This window comes from Citrifermentans bremense (assembly GCF_014218275.1).
Classification (GTDB): Bacteria; Desulfobacterota; Desulfuromonadia; order Geobacterales; family Geobacteraceae; genus Geomonas; species Geomonas pelophila.
Genome location: NZ_AP023213.1, coordinates 2,422,137 through 2,447,846, shown reverse-complemented (window position 1 = coordinate 2,447,846; position 25,710 = coordinate 2,422,137). Strand labels below are relative to the sequence as shown.

General features: G+C 61.4%; 23 protein-coding genes. 17 read left to right on the top strand and 6 right to left on the bottom strand.

The window, feature by feature from the left end; genetic code table 11:
- Positions 1 to 49 precede the first annotated feature (49 nt).
- Entirely contained in the window at positions 50 to 481 is a 432-nt protein-coding gene (locus tag GEOBRER4_RS10745; protein WP_085812622.1) for an MOSC domain-containing protein, read from the top strand.
- Here the strand turns inward: GEOBRER4_RS10745 and GEOBRER4_RS10740 are convergent.
- Positions 478 to 2,463: a cache domain-containing protein gene (locus tag GEOBRER4_RS10740; protein ID WP_185242292.1), complete on the bottom strand. Its 1,986-nt coding sequence runs from the start codon at positions 2,461 to 2,463 to the stop codon at positions 478 to 480. The two genes, GEOBRER4_RS10745 and GEOBRER4_RS10740, sit on opposite strands and share 4 nt — an antisense overlap.
- Positions 2,460 to 3,827: a sigma-54-dependent transcriptional regulator gene (locus tag GEOBRER4_RS10735; protein ID WP_185242291.1), complete on the bottom strand. Its 1,368-nt coding sequence runs from the start codon at positions 3,825 to 3,827 to the stop codon at positions 2,460 to 2,462. The genes GEOBRER4_RS10740 and GEOBRER4_RS10735 overlap by 4 nt, the downstream gene beginning before the upstream one ends.
- Positions 3,828 to 4,095: 268 nt before the next feature.
- On the opposite strand from GEOBRER4_RS10735, the gene fdnG reads away from it, so the two are divergent.
- From fdnG to GEOBRER4_RS10705, 6 genes are all read left to right on the top strand, one after another.
- Complete coding sequence (gene fdnG / locus GEOBRER4_RS10730) at positions 4,096 to 7,125, top strand: formate dehydrogenase-N subunit alpha (protein WP_185242290.1); 3,030 nt, start codon at positions 4,096 to 4,098, stop codon at positions 7,123 to 7,125.
- Entirely contained in the window at positions 7,122 to 7,961 is an 840-nt protein-coding gene (locus GEOBRER4_RS10725; protein ID WP_085812626.1) for a 4Fe-4S dicluster domain-containing protein, read from the top strand. Before fdnG ends, GEOBRER4_RS10725 begins: the two co-directional genes overlap by 4 nt.
- On the top strand, positions 7,962 to 9,173 hold the full coding sequence (gene nrfD, locus GEOBRER4_RS10720; RefSeq protein ID WP_085812627.1) for an NrfD/PsrC family molybdoenzyme membrane anchor subunit: 1,212 nt from the start codon (positions 7,962 to 7,964) through the stop codon (positions 9,171 to 9,173).
- A gap of 118 nt (positions 9,174 to 9,291) precedes the next feature.
- On the top strand, positions 9,292 to 10,695 hold the full coding sequence (gene fdhD, locus GEOBRER4_RS10715) for a formate dehydrogenase accessory sulfurtransferase FdhD (RefSeq protein WP_185242289.1): 1,404 nt from the start codon (positions 9,292 to 9,294) through the stop codon (positions 10,693 to 10,695).
- 91 nt (positions 10,696 to 10,786) lie between these two features.
- Positions 10,787 to 10,960: a twin-arginine translocase TatA/TatE family subunit gene (locus GEOBRER4_RS10710; protein WP_015837255.1), complete on the top strand. Its 174-nt coding sequence runs from the start codon at positions 10,787 to 10,789 to the stop codon at positions 10,958 to 10,960.
- A 247-nt stretch (positions 10,961 to 11,207) separates the two neighbouring features.
- Positions 11,208 to 11,660, top strand: coding sequence for a bacteriohemerythrin (locus GEOBRER4_RS10705; RefSeq protein WP_185242288.1), 453 nt, complete (start codon positions 11,208 to 11,210; stop codon positions 11,658 to 11,660).
- A 91-nt stretch (positions 11,661 to 11,751) separates the two neighbouring features.
- Here the strand turns inward: GEOBRER4_RS10705 and GEOBRER4_RS10700 are convergent, their stop codons facing one another.
- A complete protein-coding gene (locus GEOBRER4_RS10700) occupies positions 11,752 to 12,513 on the bottom strand; it encodes an SDR family oxidoreductase (protein ID WP_185242287.1) in 762 nt (253 codons plus the stop codon).
- Positions 12,514 to 12,776: 263 nt separating this feature from the next.
- On the opposite strand from GEOBRER4_RS10700, the gene GEOBRER4_RS10695 reads away from it, so the two are divergent.
- The 7 genes from GEOBRER4_RS10695 (at position 12,777) to GEOBRER4_RS10665 (ending at position 20,138) form a co-directional block, all read left to right on the top strand.
- On the top strand, positions 12,777 to 13,619 hold the full coding sequence (locus GEOBRER4_RS10695) for a DUF302 domain-containing protein (RefSeq protein WP_085812634.1): 843 nt from the start codon (positions 12,777 to 12,779) through the stop codon (positions 13,617 to 13,619).
- Positions 13,620 to 13,651: 32 nt separating this feature from the next.
- Positions 13,652 to 14,005, top strand: a complete 354-nt coding sequence (locus GEOBRER4_RS10690; protein ID WP_185242286.1) for a DUF488 domain-containing protein — start codon at positions 13,652 to 13,654, stop codon at positions 14,003 to 14,005.
- Positions 14,006 to 14,048: 43 nt separating this feature from the next.
- On the top strand, positions 14,049 to 15,995 hold the full coding sequence (locus GEOBRER4_RS10685) for an aconitate hydratase (protein ID WP_185242285.1): 1,947 nt from the start codon (positions 14,049 to 14,051) through the stop codon (positions 15,993 to 15,995).
- The gene (gene pdhA, locus GEOBRER4_RS10680) at positions 15,979 to 16,956 is read left to right on the top strand and encodes a pyruvate dehydrogenase (acetyl-transferring) E1 component subunit alpha (protein WP_185242284.1); all 978 of its coding nucleotides are present in this window, start codon (positions 15,979 to 15,981) and stop codon (positions 16,954 to 16,956) included. The genes GEOBRER4_RS10685 and pdhA overlap by 17 nt, the downstream gene beginning before the upstream one ends.
- Before the next feature lie 66 nt (positions 16,957 to 17,022).
- Positions 17,023 to 18,009, top strand: a complete 987-nt coding sequence (locus GEOBRER4_RS10675) for an alpha-ketoacid dehydrogenase subunit beta (RefSeq protein ID WP_185242283.1) — start codon at positions 17,023 to 17,025, stop codon at positions 18,007 to 18,009.
- A 10-nt stretch (positions 18,010 to 18,019) separates the two neighbouring features.
- The gene (locus tag GEOBRER4_RS10670; protein WP_185242282.1) at positions 18,020 to 19,501 is read left to right on the top strand and encodes a dihydrolipoamide acetyltransferase family protein; all 1,482 of its coding nucleotides are present in this window, start codon (positions 18,020 to 18,022) and stop codon (positions 19,499 to 19,501) included.
- 241 nt (positions 19,502 to 19,742) lie between these two features.
- The gene (locus tag GEOBRER4_RS10665) at positions 19,743 to 20,138 is read left to right on the top strand and encodes a response regulator (RefSeq protein WP_185242281.1); all 396 of its coding nucleotides are present in this window, start codon (positions 19,743 to 19,745) and stop codon (positions 20,136 to 20,138) included.
- A gap of 81 nt (positions 20,139 to 20,219) precedes the next feature.
- Here the strand turns inward: GEOBRER4_RS10665 and GEOBRER4_RS10660 are convergent, their stop codons facing one another.
- Positions 20,220 to 21,809: a methyl-accepting chemotaxis protein gene (locus GEOBRER4_RS10660; RefSeq protein ID WP_185242280.1), complete on the bottom strand. Its 1,590-nt coding sequence runs from the start codon at positions 21,807 to 21,809 to the stop codon at positions 20,220 to 20,222.
- Between the two features lie 373 nt (positions 21,810 to 22,182).
- Between GEOBRER4_RS10660 and GEOBRER4_RS10655 the strand changes: the two genes are divergently transcribed.
- Together GEOBRER4_RS10655 and GEOBRER4_RS10650 are read left to right on the top strand one after the other, a co-directional pair.
- Complete coding sequence (locus tag GEOBRER4_RS10655; RefSeq protein ID WP_185242279.1) at positions 22,183 to 22,605, top strand: PaaI family thioesterase; 423 nt, start codon at positions 22,183 to 22,185, stop codon at positions 22,603 to 22,605.
- 173 nt (positions 22,606 to 22,778) lie between these two features.
- Positions 22,779 to 23,276, top strand: coding sequence for a hypothetical protein (locus GEOBRER4_RS10650; RefSeq protein WP_185242278.1), 498 nt, complete (start codon positions 22,779 to 22,781; stop codon positions 23,274 to 23,276).
- A 10-nt stretch (positions 23,277 to 23,286) separates the two neighbouring features.
- Here GEOBRER4_RS10650 and GEOBRER4_RS10645 read toward each other — a convergent pair whose 3' ends face one another.
- Entirely contained in the window at positions 23,287 to 24,240 is a 954-nt protein-coding gene (locus tag GEOBRER4_RS10645; protein WP_226377762.1) for a rhomboid family intramembrane serine protease, read from the bottom strand.
- 390 nt (positions 24,241 to 24,630) lie between these two features.
- Between GEOBRER4_RS10645 and GEOBRER4_RS10640 the strand changes: the two genes are divergently transcribed.
- On the top strand, positions 24,631 to 25,140 hold the full coding sequence (locus GEOBRER4_RS10640; RefSeq protein ID WP_226377761.1) for a pyridoxamine 5'-phosphate oxidase family protein: 510 nt from the start codon (positions 24,631 to 24,633) through the stop codon (positions 25,138 to 25,140).
- Positions 25,141 to 25,143: 3 nt separating this feature from the next.
- On the opposite strand, the gene GEOBRER4_RS10635 is transcribed toward GEOBRER4_RS10640, so the two are convergent.
- The gene (locus tag GEOBRER4_RS10635) at positions 25,144 to 25,326 is read right to left on the bottom strand and encodes a putative signal transducing protein (RefSeq protein ID WP_085812645.1); all 183 of its coding nucleotides are present in this window, start codon (positions 25,324 to 25,326) and stop codon (positions 25,144 to 25,146) included.
- Positions 25,327 to 25,710: the final 384 nt, after the last annotated feature.

Genomic DNA, 25,710 nt, shown 5'->3' with positions numbered 1-25,710 from the left:
AGGAATTGAGGTTGCAGAGATATAGACAGGTTCAACAAAGGAGTCATCTATGACTGGAAAAATCATCGCGGTGAACGTGAGCCTCAACAAGGGAGAGCGGAAAACGCCGGTCCCCGAGGTCACGCTGCGGGAAAACCACGGCATCGAGGGTGATGCCCATGCGGGGGACTGGCACCGGCAGGTGAGCCTCCTGGCACAGGAGAGCATCGCCAAGATGGTCGCCCTGGGGCTCGACGTGAAAGAGGGGGATTTCGCCGAGAACATCACCACCGAAGGGGTGGACTTGGTGCATCTCCCTATAGGGACCCAGATGCAGCTGGGTGAGACACTCCTAGAGGTGACCCAGATCGGCAAGGAGTGCCACAACCGCTGCGCCATCTACTACCAGGCCGGTGACTGCGTCATGCCCAAGGAAGGGATCTTCGCCAAGGTGCTGAAGGGTGGGGTGGTGCGCCCCGGCGATGCGGTGACGGTACTCTAGGGTCCCGCGGCCTGGGAGCGCGGGAGCAACACGGTGAAGGTGCTCCCCCCGCCCGGGACGCTCTCGACGTCGATGCGCCCCCCGTGCTCCCGGATGATCCCGTAGGAGACGGAAAGCCCAAGGCCGGTGCCGTTGGCCTTGGTGGTGTAGAAGGGGTTGAACACCTGCCTCAGGTTCTCCAGCGCTATGCCGACGCCGGTGTCCGCCACCTTCACCTCGCATCCCCCCTCCGCCCCCAGGGGGCGGGTCCGGACCGTAAGCACGCCACCTGCCGGCATCGCCTGCACCCCGTTCAGAACCAGGTTGGTGAACACCTGCCGCAACTGGTCCGCATCCCCCTCCACCTGCGCCACGTTCTCCGCGTACTGCTCTACTATCTCCACTCCCTCCAGCGGCACCTGGTGCCCGATCTGGCCGACAATCTCGTGCAGGAGCTCGTTCAGCCGCACCGCGCCCGCCTCCATCTGCTCACGCCTGGCGAACTTCAACAGGTTCGACACGATCCGCTCCACCCTTTTTACCTGCTGAAAGATGGTGTCCACTTCCTCCCGTATCGGGGCGTCCTCCGGCACCGAGAGCTGCAAGAGCTCGGTGTTGCCGCGGATGATCGCCATCGGGTTGTTGATCTCGTGGGCGACCCCAGCCGCAAGCTCGCCTATCGCCGCGAGCTTTTCAACTCGCAGCAGTTCCTCCCTGGTCTGCACCAGGAGCCGGTTCTTTTCCTCCAGCTCGGCGGTTCTCGATTGCACCTTCTCTTCGAGGTTGCGGTTGAGCTCGATGATGCTGTCCTCGCGCTCAACGAGCGAGCGGCTCATGTCGTTGAACCTCCCCGCCAAGTCCCCGATCTCGTCCCGGGAATCGATGCTGCTTTTCACGTTGCGCTCGCCGGCTGCCACCCGGCGCGCCAGTGAATCGAGTTCGCGTATCGGCTGGGAGAGCTTTTTCCCCAGGAAGCCGGCCATGGAGACCCCGACCAGCCCGCTCACCAAAAGGACGAAGCTCAAAAGGACGGCCATGTCGATCTTGACCGCAGAGTACTGGCTTTCCAGCATCCCCACGTAGAGGGCGCCGATCGGGACCCCCTGCAGGGAGAGGATCGGCTCGTACGCGGTCAGGTACCAGTCGTTCACGACGTATGCGCGCCCGACCCACTTTGCCCCCTTGAGGAGCACCCGCTCCTGGACCGGCGCGGAGAGCCTGGTGCCGACGGCCCGGCTGCCGTCGGTGTTGGGGACGTTGGTGGCGATCCTCATGTCACCCTGGAAGATGGTGGCGTTACCTACGTCACTGCCGTTTTTGCGCGCCCCCTCATAAACAACGGAACGGATCCGGTCCACGAGCTTCTGGTTATTGTTGAGGAGCACCCCTCCGTAGAGCGCACCCAAAAGGTTTCCCGCCTTGTCCCGCACCGGCGCCGCGACCAGGAGGAACATGGCGCCGTTCAGCTGCACCGGGGCCTGGGCGCTGGGGAAGATGCGCGCCTGGTGCACCAGGCTCTCCCCCTCGAGCTCCAGCTCCGAAGAGGGGAGGATGGTGGTGCCGCTGGCGATCTCCCCCTTGAGGGCGCGCGCCACGAACTGGTTTCGGGTCTTGTCGTCGCCGCGCAGCTCGGGGTTGTTGGCCCTGAAGATGACCTTCCCGGAGGCGTCGACGGCAGCAAGTATGTCCAGGCGCTCGCCGGTGCGTACCGAAGAGAGCGCCTCGCTCACCGCTCGCTCGTCGCCAGAGGCTATGGTCTCCGCGGTCCTGCCGAAGGAGGCGGTGAGCTTCACCACGTCGTAGATTCGGGAAAGCTCGCTCTGGTACGCTTCGCGGGCGACGCTCAGGTCGTAGCGCACCTTTTCCTGCGCCTGGGCTGCGACCTTGGCGCTCAGGATGAAGACCCCGGCCATCCAGCAGATGAGGATTGCTATCCCGAGCGGGATCAGTGTCGCCACGGTGAGCTTGGTCTTTATGGGAAAGCGCAGCTTGGGAAGGTTCATGAGGGGAAGGTGATCTGGTATTCCGCTATCTTGCGGTCGAGCGTCTTCCTGGAGATGCCCAGGATCTCGGCGGACCTGCTCTTGTGGTACCCGGTGCCCGAGAGGGTGCGCTCGATGGCCTCCTTCTCCACGTTCTCCAGGGAGACGAACTGCGCCTCGCGCGGTGGCTCCGCCTTCTGGGGCTGCTTGCGCCAGATGGGAAGCTCCTTCACGGTGACGGTCCCAGTCCGTGCCAGGATCACGGCGCGCTCCATGACGTTCTCCAGCTCCCTTATGTTGCCGGGCCAGTCGTAGCCGTGGAGCAGCTGCAGCGCCTCAGGGGCGAGCGAGGTCACCTGCTTCTTCATCTTCAGGCTGTACTTCTTCAGGAAATGCAGCGCCAGCGGCTCCACGTCGTCCTTTCGCTCCCTAAGCGGCGGCAGCGGGATGTTGATCACGTTCAGCCGGTAAAAGAGGTCCTCGCGGAAGCGCCCCTCCCGCACCTCCTGCTCCAGGTCCTTGTTGGTGGCGGCGACGAAGCGGATGTCGGCGCTCTTTGGGCGGGTGGCCCCCACCGGGATGAAGTCGCGCTCCTGAATCACGCGCAGAAGCTTTGCCTGGATGGGGAGGGTCATGTCGCCGATCTCGTCCATGAAGAGGGTGCCGCCGTCGGCCTCCTCCAGTAACCCCTTCTGTGCCGCGACCGCGCCGGTGAAGGCGCCGCGGACGTGTCCGAAGAGCTGGCTCTCCAAAAGCGTATCGGTCAAGGCCGCGCAGTTTATGGAGAGAAAGCGCCGGTCGCGCCTCAAGCTGTTGTAGTGGATGGCGCCGGCGATGAGCTCCTTGCCGGTTCCCGACTCCCCCAAAACCAGTATGTTCGCCTCGCTGGCGGCGACCTGCAGGGTTAGGTCGTAGATCTCCTGGAACGCGGCGCTTCTGAAGATGATCGACTCCTGCAGGATCGGTTTCTCCAGCTCGTTTTTGAGCGCCCGGTTCTCCTGCAAAAGCTGCTCTTTTTCCAGCGCGTTTTTGAGAACGCTCAGGATCTTCTCCTTGGGAAAAGGCTTGGTGACGTAGTCGTAGGCGCCGAGCTTGATCGCCTCAACAGCCGCATCGATGGTCCCGAAGGCGGTCATGATTACGATGGGAAGCGCCGGTCTCAAAGATTTCACTTCCTTTAGCACGGTGATGCCGTCCATGTCGGGCATCCTTACGTCCTGCAAGAGGAGATCGGCATCGGTCGGGTCCCCCTCCCTCAGACGGCGCAAGAGCGCCGCTCCCCCGTTGAAGGTCTCCACCTGGTATCCCTGGGTCTGCAGCAGCTTCTTCAGGTAGATGAGGATCCCTTCCTCGTCGTCGCAGATAAGTATCTTTTCCTGTCTCATTTCCCGGTGTTCCTCATGCTGCTCCTGCCACTGTGTCCCGGATGTAACCTGGTCAAAATGTCACACCATATGACAAAACGGCACATCTTTAAACTGTCCTTAATATTGCCGTTGCCCGCTCTCGACGGCGACAACATTAACATTTCAGACCCTTACGGTACACAACTATTTTTGATATTTGCGTAAACGCGCTGGCATGGCAATTGCCGTATACGCGTGCCTACAAACGGTGGCACGACGTTTATCATGGAAAAAGGAGAGATTCAACATGGCTGTTTCACGGAGGGAGTTTCTGCAGGGAGGGGCGCTGGCTACGGCACTGGTCCTTTCCGGCAAAAAAGCTGAAGCGGGCGGAGCTGACGCCCCGCAGATGCGCACCAAGGGGCTGAAAAGTTCGACCACCATCTGTCCCTTCTGCGCGGTAGGTTGCGGGCTTGTGGTGCATACCAAGAACGGCAAGATCGTCAACATCGAGGGGGACACCCAGCATCCGATCAACCAGGGTGCGCTTTGCTCGAAGGGAAGCGCCCTGTTCCAGGTCGCCAACAACGATCGCCGCCTGCAGAAGGTCATGTACCGTGCCCCCGGCAGCGACAAGTTCGAAGAAAAGAGCTGGGAATGGGCGCTGGAGCGGATCGGCCAGAAGATGAAGGAGACCCGCGACAAGACCTTCAAGGCCAAAGAGGTCAACAAGAAGGACAACAAGGAATACGTCGTGAACCGCACCGAGGGGATGGCTTTCCTTGGGGGCGCAGGTCTCGACAACGAGGAGTGCTACCTCTGGAGCAAGTTCGCCCGCGCCATGGGGGTCGCGAACCTCGAACACCAGGCCCGAATATGACACTCCGCTACAGTCGCCGGTCTGGCGGCTTCGTTTGGACGTGGGGCAATGACCAACCACTGGATTGACCTGAAGAACGCCGATGCCATCCTGGCCATCGGTTGCAACCCTGCAGAAAACCACCCGATCTCGATGAAATGGATCGAGGCGGCCATGGATAACGGCGGCAAGCTTCTGGCCGTCGACCCGCGCTTCACCAGGACCGGCTCCAAGGCCGACCACTACGCGCAGATCCGTCCCGGCACCGACATCGCCTTTTTGGGCGGGATGATCAACTTCGCGCTGCAGAACAACATGATCCATGAGGAGTACGTCCGCGAGTACACCAACGCCTCCTTCATCGTCAACGAGAAGTACGACTTCAACGAGGGGATGTTCTGCGCCTTCGACGACCAGGAAAAGACCTACGACCCGAAAGCCTGGGCCTACGCGGTCGACGGTGCAGGTAACCCCAAGCGCGACAAGTCGCTGAAGGACCCGCGCTGCGTCTACCAGCAGTTGAAGAAGCACTACTCCCGCTACACCGTGGACATGGTCTGCTCCATCACCGGCACCAAGAAGGAGGACTACGTGGCGGTCGCCAAGGCGTTCTGCTCCACCGGGCGCGCCGACAAGGCCGGCACCATCCTCTACGCCATGGGGATCACCCAGTCCACCCACGGCACCCAGAACGTGCGCGCGGTTGCCATGCTGCAGATGCTTCTGGGCAACATCGGCATCGCCGGCGGCGGCGTCAACGCGCTGCGCGGCGAGAGCAACGTACAGGGCTCCTCCGACTACGGCCTGCTCTTCCACCTGCTCCCCGGCTACCTGAAGTCGCCTGAGTTCGACAACGTCGACCTGAAGGCGTACCTGGAGAAGTGGACCCCGAAGACCAAAGACGCGAAGAGCGCCAACTGGTGGGGGAACACCCCGAAGTACACGGTGAGCCTCCTCAAAGCCTGGTACGGCGACAGCGCCACCGCGGAAAACGGCTTCTGCTACGACTACCTCCCCAAGAGAAGCGGCAACTACTCCTTCATGAAACTGATGGAGAAGATGGGCAAAGGGGAACTGCAGGGGCTCGTCTGCATGGGGCAGAACCCGGCGGTGGGGGGACCTGACTCCCTGAAGACCCGCGATGCCCTGGGAAAACTCGACTGGCTCGTCACCGTCGACCTCTGGGAGACCGAGACCTCCATCTTCTGGAAACGCCCAGGCGTGAACCCGAAGGACATCAAGACCGAGGTCTTCATGCTGCCGGCAGCCTCCTCCGTCGAGAAGGAAGGCTCCATCTCCAACTCCGGCCGCTGGGCCCAGTGGCGCTACAAGGCCGCGGAGCCAGTGGGTGATGCGAAGAGCGACCTCTGGATCATCGACCAGTTCGCCAAGCACGTGAAGAAGGCGTACGCCAAGGGGGGAACCTTCCCCGAGCCGATCACCAAGCTCTCCTGGAACTACGGCACCGGCGAGGAGCCGGAAGTGCACCTGGTCGCCAAGGAGATCAACGGCTACTTCACCAAGGACATGACCATCGTCGACAAGGACAAGACCCTGGAGTTCAAGAAGGGTGACCAGGTCCCGATGTTCAAGTACCTGCAGGACGACGGCTCCACCGTCTCCGGCTGCTGGATCTACTGCGGCTCCTACACCAAGGACGGCAACCAGATGGCCCGCCGCGACGCCACCGACCCGACCGGGCTCGGCATGTTCCCGAAGTGGTCCTGGTGCTGGCCGGTCAACCGCCGCATCATCTACAACAGGGCTTCCGTCAACCCCGACGGCGCGCCGTTCAACCCCAAGCGCGCGGTCATCGCCTGGGACGCGCTGGAGAAGAAGTGGAAAGGGGACGTCCCCGACGGTCCCTGGCCGCCGATGAACGACGCGAAGGAAGGGAAGTATCCCTTCATCATGCTGCCGGAAGGTCACGGCCGCCTCTACGCGCTCGACATGAAGGACGGCCCCTTCCCCGAGCACTACGAACCGATCGAGAGCCCGGCGAAGAACCTTTTGTCCAAGGTGCAGAGCAACCCCGCGGTCAAGGTCCCGGCCAACATGTCCAGCGACCTGAACAAGTACCCGTTCGTCGGCACCACCTACAGGATGACCGAGCACTGGCAGGCAGGCGCCATGACCCGCAGCCTCCCCTGGCTGGTGGAGCTGGTCCCGACCATGTTCGTCGAGATCTCCCAGACGCTCGCCTCCGCCAAGGGGATCAGCAACGGCGACCAGGTGAAGATCACCACCGAGCGTGGTTCCATCGAGGCGAAGGCCCTGGTCACCACCAGGCTGAAGCCGTTCAACGTGCAGGGGAAAATGGTGGAGCAGGTGGGCCTTCCCTGGCACTTCGGTTATGCAGGTCTTGCTACCGGCGACTCGGGCAACGTCCTGACCCCGTCCGTTGGCTGCGCGAATACGAGCATCCCCGAATTCAAGGCATTCCTCTGCAACATCGAGAAAGGGGGTAAACGCGCATGAGCGAGATGAACCAGGATTTCAACAAGAGCAAGGCGTTCTTGATCGACATGACCAAGTGCACCGGCTGCCGCGGCTGCCAGGTCGCCTGCAAGCAGTGGAACCAGCTCGACGCCGAGAAGACGGAGTTCTTCAACGGCGAGGGTTACCAAAACCCGCCGCTTATGTCGGAACACACCTTTACCCGCATCAAGTTCCGCGACTACGAGAAGAACGGGCAGAACGAGTTCGCCTTCTATAAAGAGATGTGCATGCACTGCAACGAGCCGGCCTGCGCCTCCGTCTGCCCGGTCGGCGCCTTCAAGAAGACCAAGGAAGGCCCCGTCGTCTACGACGCCAAGCGCTGCATCGGATGCCGTTTCTGCATGGTCGCCTGCCCGTTCGGGGTGCCCAAGTACGAGTGGAGCAAGGCGCTTCCCCTGGTGAGAAAGTGCACCGGCTGCTACTCCAGGGTCAAGGAAGGGCAAAAGCCCGCCTGCGCCACCACCTGCGTCTCCGCCATTACCTACGGCGACAGGGGTGAGATGATCAAGGAAGCAAACAGGCGCATCGCCACCCGCCCGGAGAAGTACCTGAAAAAGCTCTACGGCGCCGAGGAGGCAGGCGGCACCAGCGTAATCTACCTCACCGCGCTCCCCTTCGACGAGCTCGGCTTCAAGCCGGTCACCAAGAGGCCGCTCCCGTCCTACACCTGGCAGGCGCTGCGTCTCGTGCCGGGGATCTTCCTTACCGTCGGAAGCTCGCTTTCTCTTCTTTCCTGGTTCAACCACAGGAAGGAAAGGATCGCCAAGGAAGAGGAACAGAGAAAATCCGGCCAAGCGCCTAAGGAGGAGAGCTAGATGACCGCTGCAAAGATAATCATCAACGAGATCAAGGGATACCACCGCTTCGTGAAATTCCTGATCGTCCTGGTATCGCTGGGCGCGCTCGCCTCACTGGTCCGCTTCGTGTTCGGGCTCGGTGTCACCACCAACCTGAACGACACCTTCCCCTGGGGACTCTGGATCTCCTTCGACGTCGTCACCGCAGTCCCCCTGGCTGCGGGCGCCTTCACCCTGGGGGCCATCGTGCACTGCTTCCACATCAAGAAGCTGGAGCCCTTGGTGCGTCCGGCCATCGTGACCGGCTTCCTCGGCTACTCGCTTGTCTGCGTGGGGCTGCTCCTTGACCTGGGGCAGCCGCAGCGCTGCTGGCACACCATGGTGTACTGGAACCCGCACTCCCCGATGTTCGAGGTTTCCATGTGCATCGCGGCGTACACCACGGTTCTCTTCTTGGAGTTCCTGTCGCCGGTCTGCGAGAAGTTCGGCTACCACGTGCCGCTGAGGCTCTTGCGGACCATCGAGATGCCGCTTGTCATCGCCGCGGCCTCCATCTCGACCTTGCACCAGTCTTCCTTGGGGACCTTCTTCCTGATCGCGGTCGATAAGCTGCACAGCCTCTGGTACAACCCGCTCTTGCCGCTTCTTTTCTGGGTTTCGGCCATGTGCGCCGGCATCTCCATCATCATCGTGGAAGCGACCATGAGTCACAAATGGATGGGGCAGCCCGACGAGAGCGAGCTTCTGGAAACCCTGGCGAAGATCCTCCCCTGGGTCATCACCGCGTACCTCACCCTGAAGCTCTTCTCCCTCTTCGCGCTGACCGAGGGGCCGCTTTTCAACCGTCCGGGGCTGTTGGTGCTGTTCGCCGTCGAGATGCTGGGCGGGGTGATCGCCCCGCTGGTGATGCTGATGAACGGCAACGTACGCGAGAACAACCGTCTGCGCGCCACCGCCGCCTGGCTCGTGATCGCAGGCGTCATCCTGAACCGCTTCAACGTGTCGATGTTCGGTATGGAGGCCCCTGGAACCTTCTACTACCCCTCCTTCATCGAGAGCCTGGTGACCATCGGCATCATCGCGGCGCACATCCTGTTCTTCGTGCTGATCGCTAAATACTTCCCGATCTTCGAGCACCATCCGGAGACCGTGGACTACTCGATCCCCGACAACTTCCACAAAACCGAGAAGGGGCACGCGGTGCACGGCAAGGTCGCAGGCGAAGCCTAACCGCAGGGAAGCATAAGATAACCGCAAGTTAAGCAGACGAAGTACGAGGATACCCTCAGCAATCCCCTCTCCCCCGGGAGAGGGGATACCCCTAGCGAATAACAGAAGGAGTAACCGGGTGGCTAGCAAGATCTACAGTTTCAACAAAGGTATGCTGGAGCAGGAAGAGGGCGGGGTGGTCGAGGAATACCCGCTGCAACTGGTGGTGAACGGCCGCGAGCTGGCGACGCTCATCGCTTCGCCTCACGACCTACGCTTCCTGGTGGCCGGCTTTTTGCGGCTGCAGGGGTTCGTCTCGAAGGTGGAGGATTTTCAGGCGTTAGCCATCTGTCAGGATTTCGGTGCCGCAAGCGTCACCATAAAAGGGGAGCTTCCCGAGCGCCTGAAGCCGGTGCTCACCTCAGGCTGCGGCACAGGCATCAGCTTCAACATGCCGAAACCCGTAGAGAAAAAAGGGCCGTCCCGGGTCCATTCCCCCGCGTCGATCTTCACGCTGATGAACCAGCTGGCGCAGAAGGCGGAGGGGTACAAAAGCCACGGCGGGATGCACTCCGCAGGGGTGGGCGACACCGAACTCATCCTGCACTCCGAGGACATCGGCCGCCACAACACCATAGACCGCCTGGCCGGAGAGGCCCTTTTGAAGGGGATCTCCCTGGAAGGAAAGATTCTGGTCACCTCCGGGCGCGTCTCGACCGAGCTGGTGGCGAAGGCCTCGCTTTTGGGGATCGATGTGATCGCCTCCCGCACCTCGCCGACCGACATGGCGATCAGGATGGCAGAACAGGCCGGCATCACCCTGGTCGGCTACGTCAGGGCGATGAGCTTCAAGCTCTACACCCACGTAGACGGGATCGACTTCCGCGCCGGCGACGGCAAGGTTCAGGGGGTGACCGGCGTGATCCTAGCCGGGGGAGCCTCAAGCCGCATGGGGAGCAATAAGGCCCTGCTGCCGCACAAGGGGGGGCGCTTCATCGAGAGCATCTACCGGGAGCTCTGCGAGATCTTCCCCGAGGTGATCCTGGTGACCAACACCCCGGAGCAGTACCAGTTCCTTCCCTGCCGCAAGGTGCCCGACCTCTACGAGGGGATGGGGGCGCTGGCCGGAATCCACGCGGGTCTTTCCCAGAGTTCCAACCCGGCCGTCTTCACCGTGGCCTGCGACATGCCGCATCTCAACCCGGAGTTGATCAGGCACATCGCGAGCCACCGCCACAGCTGCGACCTGGTGCTTCCCATGAGCCCGCACGGTTACGAACCGCTGCACGCGCTCTACAACAAGGGGTGCCTGCCGGCCATGGAGTCCTCGCTCAAAAACGGCAAGCGCCGTATAGTCTCCATCCTGCCGCGGGTGAACGTGCGCGAGATCAGCCCCTCCGAGGTGGCCGGTTTCGATCCGGGCTTCGACTCCTTCAGCAACATCAACACCCCGCAGGAATACTACGACCTGAGAAACGCCGACAAGGAAAAGACCGCGGCCGGCGGCCAGTTCCCCGACGCAGCTGCCAAGCTGCAGGCCTGAATTTGAAAGCGACCCCGGGCCAGGGCTCGGGGCTTATATAAAACCTACATAACATCGATCTGTTTAGGCAGTTACTTAAAGGAGAAGTTAAATGTTTGGATTCGGTATGCCGGAAATGATTATCGTCCTCGTCATAGCACTGGTCGTGGTAGGGCCGGCGAAACTTCCGCAGTTGGGGCAGGCACTGGGAAGCAGCATCAAGAACTTCAAGAAGGCCTCCACCGGCGAGGACGTGGTCCAGCTGAACGAGGAGAAGAAGGCGTAACCGCTTAAGGAATGATTTTTACCCGATGGCCACAGGCGACCTGCTTGTGGCCATTTTACGTTCATGCCGTTTAGATGCGACTGGTGGCTGACAAAGAGGCTTGCCGCTTTTGGTTATGCCATTGATCGGCAATGGCATAGCGATGTTATTCCTAAAGTTACTTTCCGTTTTGCCGATGATAGACCACAGAGGGCGAAAAATTACCCTCGTACTCCGTCGGGAGAATGGCGGCACAGGAGATAGATGCATGTTGACGCAGTGGCGTGATGAAATGACGACGGGAAACCATGAGATCGACGGACAGCACCAGGAGCTGTTGCGCCGTGTGGACGATTTATTGAAGGGCGCCAGGGCGAAAAAGGGGAGCGAAGAGATCGGAAAGCTGATGTGGTTCCTGAAAAAGTACGTGCGCAGGCACTTCAGGGACGAGGAAAAACTTCAGCTGGAATCCGGGTATCCCGGCTACGAGGCGCACAAGGCCCAGCACGAGATGTTCTTCCGGGAGGTGCTAAGGCTGGAGGCACTGCATGCCGAGCAGGGAGAAAACACCCTGATGATTGTTGCCGCCGTCAACGCCATGTGCGAGTGGTTGCGCAGCCACTTCAAACGGATGGACATGGAACTGATCCAATTCCTGCGTGACAATAACATCACCCGTCGAGCGGTAGAGCCCGACGACGAGGAAACCGATAACGACTGAGCGCCAAGTACTGCAGCGCTACGGTTAAACAAAAGGAGCAACTTCCTGGCATCAGGTCGTTGCTCCTTTTTTCTTTTCGACGCAACCTATGCTAGAGAGCCCCGCGGTGCACCGCCAGAGGACCCCAGGCCTGGCAGACCGACATCACCTCGACGCAGTTTATGTTGACCCGTTGCGGCACCGAGGTCACCCAGGCAACTATCTCCGCTATGTCCTCTGCCTGCAGCGGCTCCGTTCCGGCGTAGACGCGTTGCGCCTTTTCATCCTCCCCCTTGAAACGCACCTTGGAGAACTCGGTCTCGGCCATGCCGGGTTCGATATTGGTGACCCTTACGGCGGTCCCGAGCAGGTCAGCACGCAGGTTCCGCGAAAACTGCTGCACGAACGCCTTGCTGGCTCCGTAGACGTTCCCTCCAGGGTAGGGCCAGCTTCCCGCGACGGAGCCTATGTTGACCACGTGCCCACGGTTCCTGGCGACCATGCCCGGGAGGATGGCACGGGTGCAGTACATCACCCCTTTGATGTTGGTGTCGACCATAATTTCCCAGTCCTCCAGCGAGGCCTGATGCGCCGGCTCGAGCCCGAGGGCCAGCCCGGCGTTGTTCACCAGCAGGTCTATCTCGGCAAACCCGGCCGGTAGCGAGGCAAAGGCCTCTGAGACGGCTTGTCGGTCGCGGACGTCCAGGGTGATGCAGCAGACCCTGGCCTCACCTCCCAATTCCTCTTTGAGTTGCTCCAGCGCCTCGCGGCGCCGGGCGGTCAGGACCAGCTTCCATCCCTTGCTCGCCAAGGTGCGGGCGCAGGCGGCTCCGAACCCCGACGACGCCCCGGTTACCAGCGCAGTTTTATCCATGGTATCTCCTCATTATTTCACCTGGTCAGCTGTCTGATTAAAAAGAAAGCTATCTTAGATGAGATCCCCGACCTTTACAAGCCCGTCAGGAGAGGGTCGAGCGGTCCCAGCCCTAACCGTGAAGTTTCCAAAGCCCTCTCCCATTAAAAAGTGGCGCTCACATTGCCGTGCAAAAACAATCGGGTAAAGTTATCGAATTGTTTTTTCGAAACACTTTTTGCTTAATTTGGCTTTTCCCCGCCAACGGCAGGAGGTGCCAGGTCATGCGCAAGATCATTTATAGCAGTGAGGTGCACGCGGCGCTTGATACCGTATGGAAGCTTCTCATCGACAAGGTTGAGCAGCCGCAAACCTACCTTCCGGGAGCGGTTCAGGCCCGAACCCTGCAGCATTACGGCAACGGACTCCTGCGCGAACTTCGCGGGGAGGGGCTTTTGATCAAGGAGAAGGTGGTGATCGACAAGCCCCACGGCGAGGTGCACTACTTCCTGGTCGAGCACCCGCTCTTCACCGGGCGGGTCATCAACCGCGTGGTCCCGTCCTCGGTGCAGAGCCCGGTGGCGCCGCAGGTCCTCAGCATCGAGGTCGACTGGGCGCCGAAAGACGATGAGGCCGAGCGGCTGATACAGGCTACGATTCCCGAGCAGATCCAGCGTGAGGTGCTGAGCCTGAAACGGCAGGCGGAGGCGCTGGAGAAGGAGGAATCGCTGCCGCTGCATACCCCCTATGCCTTCGGCATCACCCTGATGCTTCCTTTCAGTGACGCGATGACGCGGGTGCAGCAGGAACTGCAGAAAGAGGGGTTCGGCATCATCTCTTCGATCGACATCAAACAGAAGTTCCAGGAAAAACTGCACAAGGATTTCCGCAACTACCAGATCCTGGGCGCCTGCAACCCAGGCCTCGCGTACCAGGCCTTCGGTATCGAGCTCAACATCGGTACGCTGCTGCCGTGCAACGTCGTCGTCTATTCCGTTTCGGAGGGGCGTACCGTGGTTATGGTCATGGACCCGGTCGCGGCCCTTTCCCTGGTTGGGAACAGCCAGCTGGTCGAACTGGCGGAGACGGTCAAACAGAGCATGCAGAGGGTGATCGACGCACTTTGAACCGTGCTTGGATCTCGCCCAACGGGAGATTTATGCTGAAGATAAAGCGCATTTACCAGGAAGCTGACCCCAAGGACGGCCTGCGTATCCTCGTCGACCGACTCTGGCCCCGCGGCATCTCCAAGGAGCGGGCGCACGTCGACCGCTGGGAGAAAGAACTTGCCCCAAGCGATGAGTTGCGCCGCTGGTTCGGCCACGATCCCGAACGCTGGCAGGAGTTCAAAAGCCGCTATGGCGCCGAGCTTGAGGGGCAGGGGGAACTGCTGCATGAATTAGCGGCCAAGGCCGCCAATGGGCCGGTGACTCTGCTGTACGCCGCAAAAGACGAAGAGCATAACAACGCGGTGGTGCTGCAGGAGCTTCTCGGCAAAATGGCGGCCAGGTGATTGGGCGCCAGGGTAGCAAATGACAGGCAGGCGAGGAGGCTGCATGGGCGACAACGTGGCTTTGAAAATATTGAAGGAGCACCTGGTCGAAGGGGAGCTGGTCCCGGGGCAGGAAATCGCCCTGAGGATCGACCAGACGCTTTTGCAGGATGCGACCGGGACCATGGCGATGCTTGAGTTCATGGCGATGGGTCTTCCCCGGGTGAAGGTGGCGCTGGCGGCGCAGTACGTGGACCATAACCTCTTGCAGACCGACAACAAGAACGCGGACGATCACGCCTTTCTCACCAGCGCCGCACAGAAATTCGGCGTCTACCTCTCCAAGCCCGGGAACGGGGTCTCGCACCAGGTCTCACTGGAACGCTTCGGCGTCCCGGGAACGACGCTTCTGGGTGCCGATTCGCACACGCCGACCGCGGCGGGGCTGGGACAGCTGGCGATAGGCGCAGGCGGGCTCGACGTGGCGCTCGCCATGGCGGGACATCCTTTCCATCTCACCTGCCCCCGCATCTGGGGGATAAAGCTCACCGGAAAGCTGCAGCCCTGGGTTTCGGGGAAGGACGTGATCCTCGAGATGCTGAGGCGCCACAGCGTGAAGGGGGGCGTGGGGAAGATCATCGAGTACTACGGCCCCGGTGTGGCCACCCTTTCCGCCACCGACCGCGCCACCATCGGCAACATGGGAGCGGAACTCGGCGCAACCACTACCGTTTTCCCCAGCGACCTGAACACGCTCGCCTTCCTGAAAGCCCAGGGGCGCGGCGAGGTGTGGCGAGAACTCCTGGCTGACCCGGACGCGACCTACGATGACCACGACGAGATAGACCTGAGCCAGGTGGTCCCGCTCATCGCCTGCCCCTCGTCCCCGGACAACGTGGTGCCGGTCTCCGAGATCGAGGGGTTGAAGGTGGATCAGGTCATCATCGGGAGCTCGGTCAACTCGTCTTTCCGGGACCTGATGACCGTCTGCCGGATCCTCGATGGCCGCAAAATCGCCCCAGGCGTCGCCTTCCACATCAACCCCGGCAGCCGGCAGGTGTTGGAGAACGTGGTGGCGCAGGGGGGCTTCATGATGCTCCTTCTGGCCGGAGGTCAGGTGCACCAGCCCGGGTGCCTGGGGTGCATCGGGATGGGGCAGGCCCCTGGGACGAACCAGGTGTCGCTCAGGACCTTCCCGCGCAACTTCCCGGGCCGAAGCGGCACCAAGGAGGACCGGGTCTACCTCTGCTCCCCCGAGACCGCAGCGGCGGCAGGTGTCTTCGGGGTGGTCACCGATCCACGGAAGCTTTCCGACCTGCTCCCCTGGCCGGCGGTGCAGAACCCGGAACAGTACCTGGTGGACGACGCCGGCATCATCTTCCCTCCCGAGGACGGCGGAGCGGTCGAGATCGTCACCGGTCCCAACATCGTTCCCTTCCCGGAACTCCCGGCGCTTCCCGACCGGCTCGACCTGGAGGTGATCATCAAGGTGGGAGACAACATCTCCACCGACACGATCATGCCGGCCGGGAACAAGGTGCTGCCGTTCCGGAGCAACATCCCAGCCATCAGCAAGTTCGTCTTCGAGCAGGCGGACCCGGAGTTCGCCGCGCGGGCCTCCGAGAAAGGGGACGGCGCCGTCGTCGGCGGCGAGAATTACGGGCAGGGGTCGTCGCGCGAGCATGCGGCGCTGGCGCCGCGCTACCTGGGCATCAGGGTGAAGCTAGCCAAAAGCTTCGCCAGGATCCACCGCTCCAACCTGATCAACTTCGGGATTCTGCCGCTCACCTTCAGGGACAAGGGGGACTACGACCAGGTCAAGCAGGGGGACCGGCTGCAGATCGCCAACCTGCGCGAACTGGTGCAGGGGGGAGCGACCGAGATACCGGTCAGGGTCAACGGCGGCGAAATCGTCACCCTGCTTCATGCCTCGGAGCGGGAGCGGGCGGAACTCCTGGCCGGGGGGCTCTTGAACAAGGTGAAGGAGGAGACAAATGGCGGGCAATCTTAGGGAGCTGCTTTCAGAGGAGGAACTGCTGAAATTCTACGAGCAGATGGTCGTATGCCGCGAATTCGAGGAGAGCTGCGCCGAGCAGTACTCCAAGGGGCATATCACCGGTTTTCTGCATCTTTATAGCGGGCAGGAGGCGGTAGCAGTCGGGTGCACGGCAGGGCTGAAGCAGACAGACTACGTGCTGTCGGCCTACCGCGACCATGCCCAGGCCATCGTCAGGGGCGCCGATCCCAAAAGGGTCATGGCTGAGCTCTTCGGCAAGGCGACCGGCATCTGCAAGGGGAAGGGGGGCTCGATGCACCTCTTCGCCCCCGAGCTTAACTTCATGGGTGGCTACGCCATCGTGGGGGGGCAGTTCCCCATCGCCGTCGGCCTTGCCTGGGGGAGCCAGCTCCAGGAACAGGACCGCATCACCGCCTGTTTCTTCGGGGACGGCTCCATGAACCAGGGAACCTTTCACGAGTCGCTGAACTGGGCCAGACTTTGGGACCTCCCCGTGCTTTTCATCTGCGAGAACAACTTCTACGGCATCGGGACCGAGGTGCACCGGGCCTCGGCCCAGGCTGCTTTGCACCGGCGTACCTGCGGCTACGACATCCCCAGCGAGAAAGTCGACGGCATGGACGTGGTCGCCATGTATCAGGCCACCAAGAGGGCGGCGGAGTGGGTGAGGGAGCGGCAGCGCCCATACTTCATCGAGGCGGTCACCTACCGGTTCCGCGGCCACTCCATGTCGGATCCCGCCAAGTACCGCAGTTCCTCCGAGGCCGACGTCTGGAAAAGCCGCGACCCGATACCAAACCTGTCGCGGCGCCTGCTTGAGGAGGGGATCGCGGACCAGGCCCGCTTGGACCAGATCAATCAGGCCGCCCTGGCCCAGGTCCGGGAAGCGGTCCGGTTCGCCGAGGACTCCCCCTGGCCGGAGGACGCCGAGGTCTGGAACGACATCTACGTCTGACTTCCGCAGGTGCTGCATCCCAGAAGGTGAAACTGCAGCAATCGATCGACCGACAGGAGACTTGTCATGCCTGAGATGACCTATCGTGACGCCATTAACCTGGCGCTGAAAGAGGAGATGCGCCGCGACCAGAAGGTGGTGGTTTACGGTGAAGACGTGGCACTTTACGAGGGGGCGTTCAAGGTGACCCGCGGGCTTCTCTCCGAATTCGGGGAGCTGAGGGTCCGGGATTGCCCGATTTCCGAGAACACCATAGTCGGGGTGGCCGTGGGGGCCGCCATGGCAGGGGTGCGGCCGGTAGCCGAACTGATGACGGTCAACTTCGCGCTTCTCGCCATGGACCAGATCGTGAACCACATGGCGAAGGTCCGTTACATGTTCGGCGGCCAGATATCGGTCCCGATGGTGGTCAGGATGCCCGGCGGCGGCGGGAGCCAGCTGGGAGCCCAGCACTCGCAGAGCCTGGAGAGCTACTTCATGCACTGCCCCGGGATGCTCGTTGCCTATCCCGCGACACCTGCAGACGCCAAGGGGCTCCTGAAGAGCTCGATCCGGACCGACAACCCGGTGATATTCCTGGAGCACGAGCTCCTTTACAACAGCAAGGGGGAGGTCCCCGAGGACCCGGAATACCTGGTCCCCTTCGGGAAGGCCTCCATCATGCGTCAGGGCGAGGCTGTGACGCTTATCGGGTACGGGCGCATGTCCATCCTCTGCCTGCAGGCGGCACAACTGCTCGAGAAGGAAGGGGTCTCCTGCGAGGTGGTCGACCTGCGCACCCTGTCCCCCTTGGATACCGAGACCTTCCTTGCCTCGGTAGCGAAGACCGGACGGGCGGTGGTGGTTGAGGAGTGCTGGAGAAACGCGGGGCTTGGCGGCGATATTGCGTCTCGCATCTACGAGCGCTGCTTCGATACGCTCCTGGCGCGGGTTAAACGCATCTCCGGACTCGACGTGCCGATGCCCTACTCGCGCAAGATCGAGAAGATCTGCATACCCCAGGCCGAGGGGATAGTGCAGGGGGTCCGGGACCTATTAAACGAATCGTACTGAGGGAGCCGCTATGAACGACATCGTCATGCCGAAACTGTCCGACACCATGACCGAGGGGAGGCTCGTTTCCTGGAATAAGAGGGTAGGGGAGACGGTCACCCGCGGCGAGGTAATAGCCGAGGTCGAAACCGACAAGGCCAATATGGAACTCGAGGCCTACGTATCGGGCGAACTGCTGGAGATTAGGGTGCAGGCAGGGGACTTGGTGCCGGTGGGGACGGTGATAGCGGTCATCGGCAACGCGGGTGAAAAAGGAGCAGGCGCGGCACAGCAGTCCGCCCCGGTGCCGCACCTGGAACCTGAACCGGCTAGGGCGCAGGGGGAGCCTTCTTCCGGACCGCCGGCCGCATCCCAGCCTGAGGCTGCAGCTGGAGAGAGCGGGGCGGCAGCCGCTGAACCACCGGCCGCTAAGGGGAGCAAGCCTGCCGAAGCTGTCGATCTGGTCCCTCCCGAAGGTGAGAAACAGGCCCCTGCCGCGCCGCCAAGGCCCAGTGCCGCAGAGACGCAGCCTTCCGGCGAGCCGAAGGAGCCGTATCGTCCTGAAGTGCCCCCCGCGGGAGCGCCCCCTGCAGCTTCGCCCAAAGGCCCGGAGCCTGCTGCCGGAGCGGGGCGGGAAAAGGCGGCCCCCCTGGTCAGGCGCCGGGCACGCGAGCTGGGAATAGAGCTGGCCCAGGTGCGGGGAAGCGGCCCTGAAGGGCGCATCCTGCTGACCGACCTGGAGACGCAGGCGAAGGGGGCTGGAGAAGCTCCTGGTGTGCCGCAACCGCCGGCCGGTCGAGGAGTCCCGGGGACAGCGGAAGCGGGGGCGGCACCGCAGGGAGAAGGTCCAAGGCTGTTGTCGCGGCTGCGGAGCGCCGTAGCCAAAACGGTGATCGAATCTTGGAGCCACATCCCGCATTTCACCGTTACCATGGATATCGAGATGGACGAGGCCGACTCGGTCAGGCGCCAGTTGAAGCAAAGCGGCAAGCCGGTCAGCGTCAACGACCTCATCGTCAAGGCGGTGGCGCTGGCGCTGCAAAAGTTTCCCCAGATGAACGCAAGCTTCACTCCTGAGGGGCTGCAGTTCCACAACGAGATCAACATAGCGATCGCGGTTGGCATGCCGGACGGCGTTTTGATGCCGGTTCTGACCGGCTGCCAGAAGCGCTCTTTGCTGGAAGTCTCTGAGGAAGGGAAACGGCTCGTGGAGCGCGCACGTTCCGGCAGCCTTACGGAGCAAGAGATGCATGGCGGGACCTTCTCCATTTCCAACCTGGGGATGTTCGGCGTCAGCAGCTTCAGCGCCATCATCCATCCCGCCCACTCAGGCGTTCTCGCTGTCGGGGCGATCGCCGAGGTGGCGAAGGTGAGCTCGGGGGGGCTGAGCAGCATCAAGGTCATGAAGGTCACCCTCTCCGCAGACCACCGCGCGGTCGACGGGGCCTACGCCGCTAAGTTTCTTGCCGCTCTGAAGGAAATTCTGGAAAACCCCGTTCGGCTGCTCATCTGAAAGTCGCAGCAGCCCCCTTTGTACCCGGGGTGGCCTGAGCGCCACCCTTTTTTTTCAAGGGATACCCGCCGGATCTCAGCCCGCCTGCAGCGCACCTTTTGCCCAGCCATCCCCCATCTTTTTTTAATTGAGAGGCTAAAGAACGGTTCCAATGAGCCGATAGGGAATGTATGCCTGGCGTTTTGGGGTCAGGCGCTCACGGTAACTACTACTCTACCTGTACACATTGTGGGGGAAGATTATGAAGTGTTTGATAGTGGACGACGAGCTCTTTTGCCGCGATTTCGTGGCCACCCTCCTCAGCGCGACTGCGGATTGCCACCACGCCGGCAGCGGTGTCGAGGCTCTCGAGAAGTACAACGCGGCGCTTTCGGCGGACGACCCGTTCGACCTCGTCATCATGGACATCATGATGCCGGGCATGAGCGGCCACGATGCCGCCAAGGCGATCCGGCACATCGAGAAGGAGCAGAAGCCGGCTAAGCGGGTGAACATCGTCATGCTGACCGCGCTCAACTCCTCCAACGACGCCATGGAGTCCTTTTGCAACGCCCAGTCTGCCGCGTACCTGGTGAAGCCGGTTTCCAAGGATGGGCTCTTCAACGTGCTTTCGAAGCTGGGGCTTATGAAGCGGTAGGACCAGCCGGCTGTTAATAAAGGAGCGGCATCAGCCACGGCAATACAGGGCCGTGAAGGATGCCGCTCTTTGTCGTTGGCATCAGTTGAGCTTGAACTGCGTCACCAGCGTGCTCAGGTCGTCGGACAGGCTGGCAAGCTGGGCCGCAGCAATGGAGGAGTCCTGCGACCCCTGGGCGGTCCTCTGGACCACCTCGGTCATCCTGGTTATGTTACCGCTGATCTCGCTTATGGTCGCCGTCTGCTCCTCCGCCGCGGTGGCGATCTGGTTCACCTGCATGCTCACCGCGTTGATCTGGTCCAGGATCTCCTGGAGCGCACTTCCCGATTTCGCCGCCTCCTCTGTTCCCTGCTGCACCTCGCGCACCCCTTCTTCCATCGCCTGAACCGCCCCCCTGGTCTCGGCCTGGATCGCCTTGATCATCTCGCTGATCTCCCTGGTCGCCTTGGCGGTCCGCTCGGAAAGCGCGCGCACCTCGTCGGCCACCACCGCAAAACCCCGCCCCTGTTCTCCGGCTCTCGCGGCTTCTATGGCAGCATTCAAGGCCAAAAGGTTCGTCTGGTCGGCGATGTCCTCTATCGTACCGACTATTGCGCCTATCTGGTCCGAGCGCTCCCCCAGGCTTTCCACGGTCCGCGATGTCGCATTCACCCGATCCGCGATCCGGTTCATAACCTCGACGGTCTGCGCCACCACCTGCGCCCCGGTTTCCGCTGCATTGCTGGCCTGCATTGCGTTTCGCGCCGCGGCATGGCAGCTCTGGGCGATGTCGTTAGATGTGGCGGACATCTGTTCGCTCGCCGTGGCGACTGTCTGCGCCTGGGAGGCAACCTGCTCCGCGCCGCTTGCTATCTGCTCAGAGGTTTGATGCAGCTGTGTGGAAGAGGTGGCGATGCTCGTGGATATCCCGCTCGTCTGCGAGACGATGCCGCGCAGGTTCTGCACCATGTTACCCATGGCCGTCATCAGGTGCCCCGCCTCGCTGCCGTCGCCCGCGCAGACCTGCACGGTGAGATCCCTTTCGGCGATCCTGTCGGCAGTCTCTATGGCATCGGCCAGAGGCTTGATGATGCTTTTAACCAGCCAGTACGCCACCCCCGCGACTACGCCCACAGCCAGGAACAGCAAGGAAATTGTGGCGACACGGGCACGGGTAGCCTTTGCAGCGGCCGCGACCCGTTCCAATTGCGCCTGCTGCGCCAGGTAATTGCCGAATCCGGTCAGCGACCCCTGGTAGTCGACCTGTTTCTCTCGCAGGAGTTTCAATCCCTTAACGGCCTCCGCCTTCCTACCCTGGTTCACCATCGCCGAGGTCTTCGCGCGGCTGGAGGCAAAAGAGGACATCTTTGCCGATAGCGCCTGGAAAAGAGCCTGCTCCCTTTCGGAGGTGAGGGACCCCTTCAACTGCTCCATGGCGCGGATTTCGCCTTTTTCCACCGTGGATGCCGAGGCAGGTGTCGAGCCGTTTGCGCCTGCGGCAACCCTCTGTACCGATGCCGAGCTCGCCGCTTCGAGCTCTGCCACCGCCTTCATCTGCGTCAGCCTGTTTTCGAGCTCTCCCCTGCCGACGCTCAAGCCGGAAAGCGCTGTGACGGCGACAACCGCCGAGGCGAATATCGTGATTCCAAAGCCGGTGAGGAGTTTTCGCTTGATGCCCATTTCGGTTCTCATTCTCGACCTCCGCTTTTGTCGGATCACTCTTATTATTTTCAGTGACAGTTAGTTTTAATTAGGCATTATCAGGTTGTGTTCACGTTATTACCAGCCAAAATAACAGTGTCTTAGTATATGATTGGTACAATTACTGTCAAGATGTTTTCATTGTTCATTAAATAGTTGGCGTAGGCTAGATTGTAGTTATGTATCACCCGCGAGATTCGGTGGCACCAACAGCTGATTCAATGCGATTGGGCTCGTACTTTTACAGTTAATCGATGCTGCATATTTCTATTAGCCTTTGCGCCTTCTGGTGGAGACATGCTATCTTGGGCCCACATTCAACCACTTCGATCTGTCACATCGCAGGTATTGAGGAGAATTCTCTATGGACCAGCAGTTGAAGGAGGCGATCTACCGGCAGGCCACAAGGGAGCCTTATGCACAGACACTGAAAATGGAGCTGGTGAAACTGGAGGAGGGTTTTTCTGCCGTCGAGATGAACTACGACCCGGAGAGGATGGATAACATGTTCGCCCGCGCCCACGGCGGCGCCGTCTTTTCCCTGATAGACGAGGCTTTTGAGACCGTGTGCCAGACGGTTGGGAGCGTCACCGTCGCCATGAATGTGTCGGTCAATTACGTCTCCAGCCCGCAGCCGGGGGCGCGGCTTAGGGCCGAGGCGCGCGAGGTGAGCAGCACCAAGCGCACTGCAACCTACGACATAAGGGTCTGCGACCAGGAGGGGGTATTGATCGCGGTCTGCCAGGCATTGGCATATCGCACCGGGAAACCGCTTCCTTTCCTTTAACCGTCGCTCCTTTGTCGCACCGAGTCGCTGCAAGTCTTGTATTGAGCGCGGTTGGGTTTTAAAATGGAGCATGAGCCCATGGCTCAGCCTCCTGTGGTCACGCCTTGATTCAGTGACACATCTCCCTATGAGCATGGGCGCTTTTACCGCTACTGTTTTTACGAGGAGGTATCATGAAAGCACTTCATCTGATCCAATTCCTTCGCCAGGCATTCTTCCTTCCCCTGCTGCTACTCGCGGTCATGACCGGCAGCGCGGCGGCAGGCGTCAACCTCTCCGTCAACATCGGTCCTCCTGTTGTCGTGGTCGAGCCTCCGGCCGTCGCAGTTGTGCCCGGCACAGGCGTATATTTCGTCCCGCAGTTCGACGTCGACATCTTCTTTTACAGCGGCTACTGGTGGTCCCCACGCGGGGACCGCTGGTATCGTGCACGGGAGTACAACGGGCCTTGGCGCGTCGTGTCGCGCAGCACTGTGCCCCGGCCTGTTTACCGCGTCCCCGGTGATTACCGCAGCGTCTACGTGAAGGAGCGTCACATACCTTACGGTCAATGGAAAAAGGAGAGAAGCGAGTACCGCGGCGGCAAGGGGGGAAGAGGGGAGCATAGGGAACATGGCGAACGCAAAGGGGACGGGCATCGTGGCGGTCACGGTCGCGGCGGGCACGACTGATGCTGGTAGGCTAACCTGAAGAAGTGAGCGCCAGCGACCAGGCGGTAAGTAGCACTGAAGCGCTGGTCAGCGCGAGGAGCGCGTTGACCAGCCGCCCCGGTTGCCCCAGATAGCCGACCAGCAGTTCCGCGAACATCCCGAAGATCGTGCCGAAGCCGAAGCCCAAGAGATGCGCGCCAAGGTCGGTCCTTTCTCCCTCGGTCCCCAGCAGTACCAGCAGCGCGAGCGCCGCTGCGACAGGGAGGGGCCAGCGCCTGCGCAGGTGGTGACGGTAGCGCATCATCGAGATAGCGCCCAGTATCCCCACCGCTCCGAAGACCGCTGTGGATGCCCCGACCGAGTTGTGGCTCGGGAGCTGAAGGTAGGCGTTGGCCAGGTTGCCGCAGGCCCCCGAGGCCAAAAGCAGCGTCCAGGCGAGCCCGGACCCCAGGTCCCGGCAGAGGTAGACGATGAAGACCCCGCCGATGGCCAGGTTGCTCATCAGGTGCAGCGCGTCCGCGTGCAGGGTGAGCGCGGTGATGACGCGCCACCACTCGCCTCTAAGGATGGCGCTGCCGTGCGCGCTCCCGATCTCCATCCAGTCCACCGGCCGACCGAGGAAGTTCAGTTCCAGGTTGGTCAGGTTGTGGAAGGTGGCGAGCAGCAGCAGCACGCACAGGGTGGGGAGGGTGTTCCTCGCCATCGGGCGCACCGGCGGCAGGAACGGGGGCCAGTTCCGATTCTCCTCCACGTAAAGGCGCAGCTCGCGGCAGGCGTCCTCCAGGCGCGCGGCGGGAACCATTACCTGCCATCCTCCTACTCCTGGTTCCACCCGGTTCTCTATGAAACGCGCCTGGAGCACCAGGGCCCAAAGACGCGCCCGCCGCTGCGCCAGGCGCGCTCCCGCCTGTGGCTCCACGTCGGCCGGCGGCACCGCTACCCATTCCTCCAGCGTATCTATGCCTTCCTCCTGCTCGTTTTTCATGGCGGCAAGTATCGCAGATCCTTCTTCTGGAGTCACCATCAAAGCGCGAGATAAGACAAGCGGCGCTGCCTGCACAGTTAAGTGTTCCTCGTTCCGTTCCGTCGAACCGTGCACACCTTCCACCATGACGTCTCCCCCGCAGGCTCCAGAGCCCGCATCCCGCCGTCTTGACTAATTACGGCGCAGTGCTAAAAGAAGCTAGTGCTGACGCCCGGTTAAATCAAGGGGTGCGCAGGATAAAAGACAGGGTCGGTGTTTCTTCGCATGCTTTACCTACTGATTCCGGTTTTAGGTCGGAGGTCGTCCGCAGCTGGAATCGAAGTGGCGGGGGCAAACGGTTCCTCCGCCGCCTCGAAAGGGGAAACGGGAATGCGAGCAAGGAAGATCCGCTTGATCCCATCAGTCGCCGCACGTTACGACTTCCGGCACCCTTCCCGCAGGATCCCGATCCGGGTCCGGTGGCACAGACGGTTGGTCCGCATCGGAAAAAGGAGGTACGTCTACATGATCAACGAGGAGATCAGGCAGTTCGTAGATAGGGTAGGCCATGCCTTTGTAGCCACCGCCGATGCCACAGGCAATCCCCACCTGGCGGCGGGGAGGGGGATCTCGATCCTGGAGCCGGACAGACTCGTCTTCGAGTCGTGGTTTTGCCAGACCAGCCTGAAGAACCTGAAGGAAAACGAAAAGGTGGCGGTCGCCATCGCCGATCCGGTTACGGGAAACGGGTTCCAGTTCCTGGGGCGGGTGGAAAAGACGGTCGACACGGCAGTGCTCGACGGCTATGCGCCGGAACTCGAGCCGGCCGGCCTGCCTCAGGTGCAGTGGCGGCTTGAGATAAGGGTGGAGAAAGTGATGGCCTTCACGGCCGACGCCCACTCGGATCGTCCCCTGGGTTAACGTTCATGCGCTCTCTTTTTCCTGCAACAGCTCCTCTGCCTTAGGAACATCCTCTTCCGCCACCTCTATTTCCCTGGCGGCGCCTTCCTTGGCTTCACTGAGGAAATACTCGATACCACCCTTCCTGAGAATCGCCTCGACCCGTGCCAGATCTGCTTCGTCCTTAGGGTTGTAGAACCTCACCATGGCTTCCTCCTTGCTGTCCCCGCCTCGCTTTCGGAGGCGGTGCTTGAAAAACCTAGCAAATTCTAGTCGGCCTGATCTTAAAATCAAGTGACCGGTCGACGTAGAGTAAAAGCACACTGCTTGTAGGTGTTTGGCCATTTCGCGTCGGTTGCGCCCAGGTTCCCGTGAAATGACGCAGGAACCCCCCGTACCACCGATGTGCTGTTGTGCGGCCTCCCAGGTGAAACAGGTCTGCGATCTGCAGTGTCCGCCGCCGGCAGAGCTCCAAACTCTAATGATCCTACCTGACGTACCAGTATTCCCCCTGTCATTGCTGGCGGTTGGTCGGAGGGGCCCGTGCCGCAGCTTTAATAAAACCAATCTAAAGACAATCCGGCGGCGGAA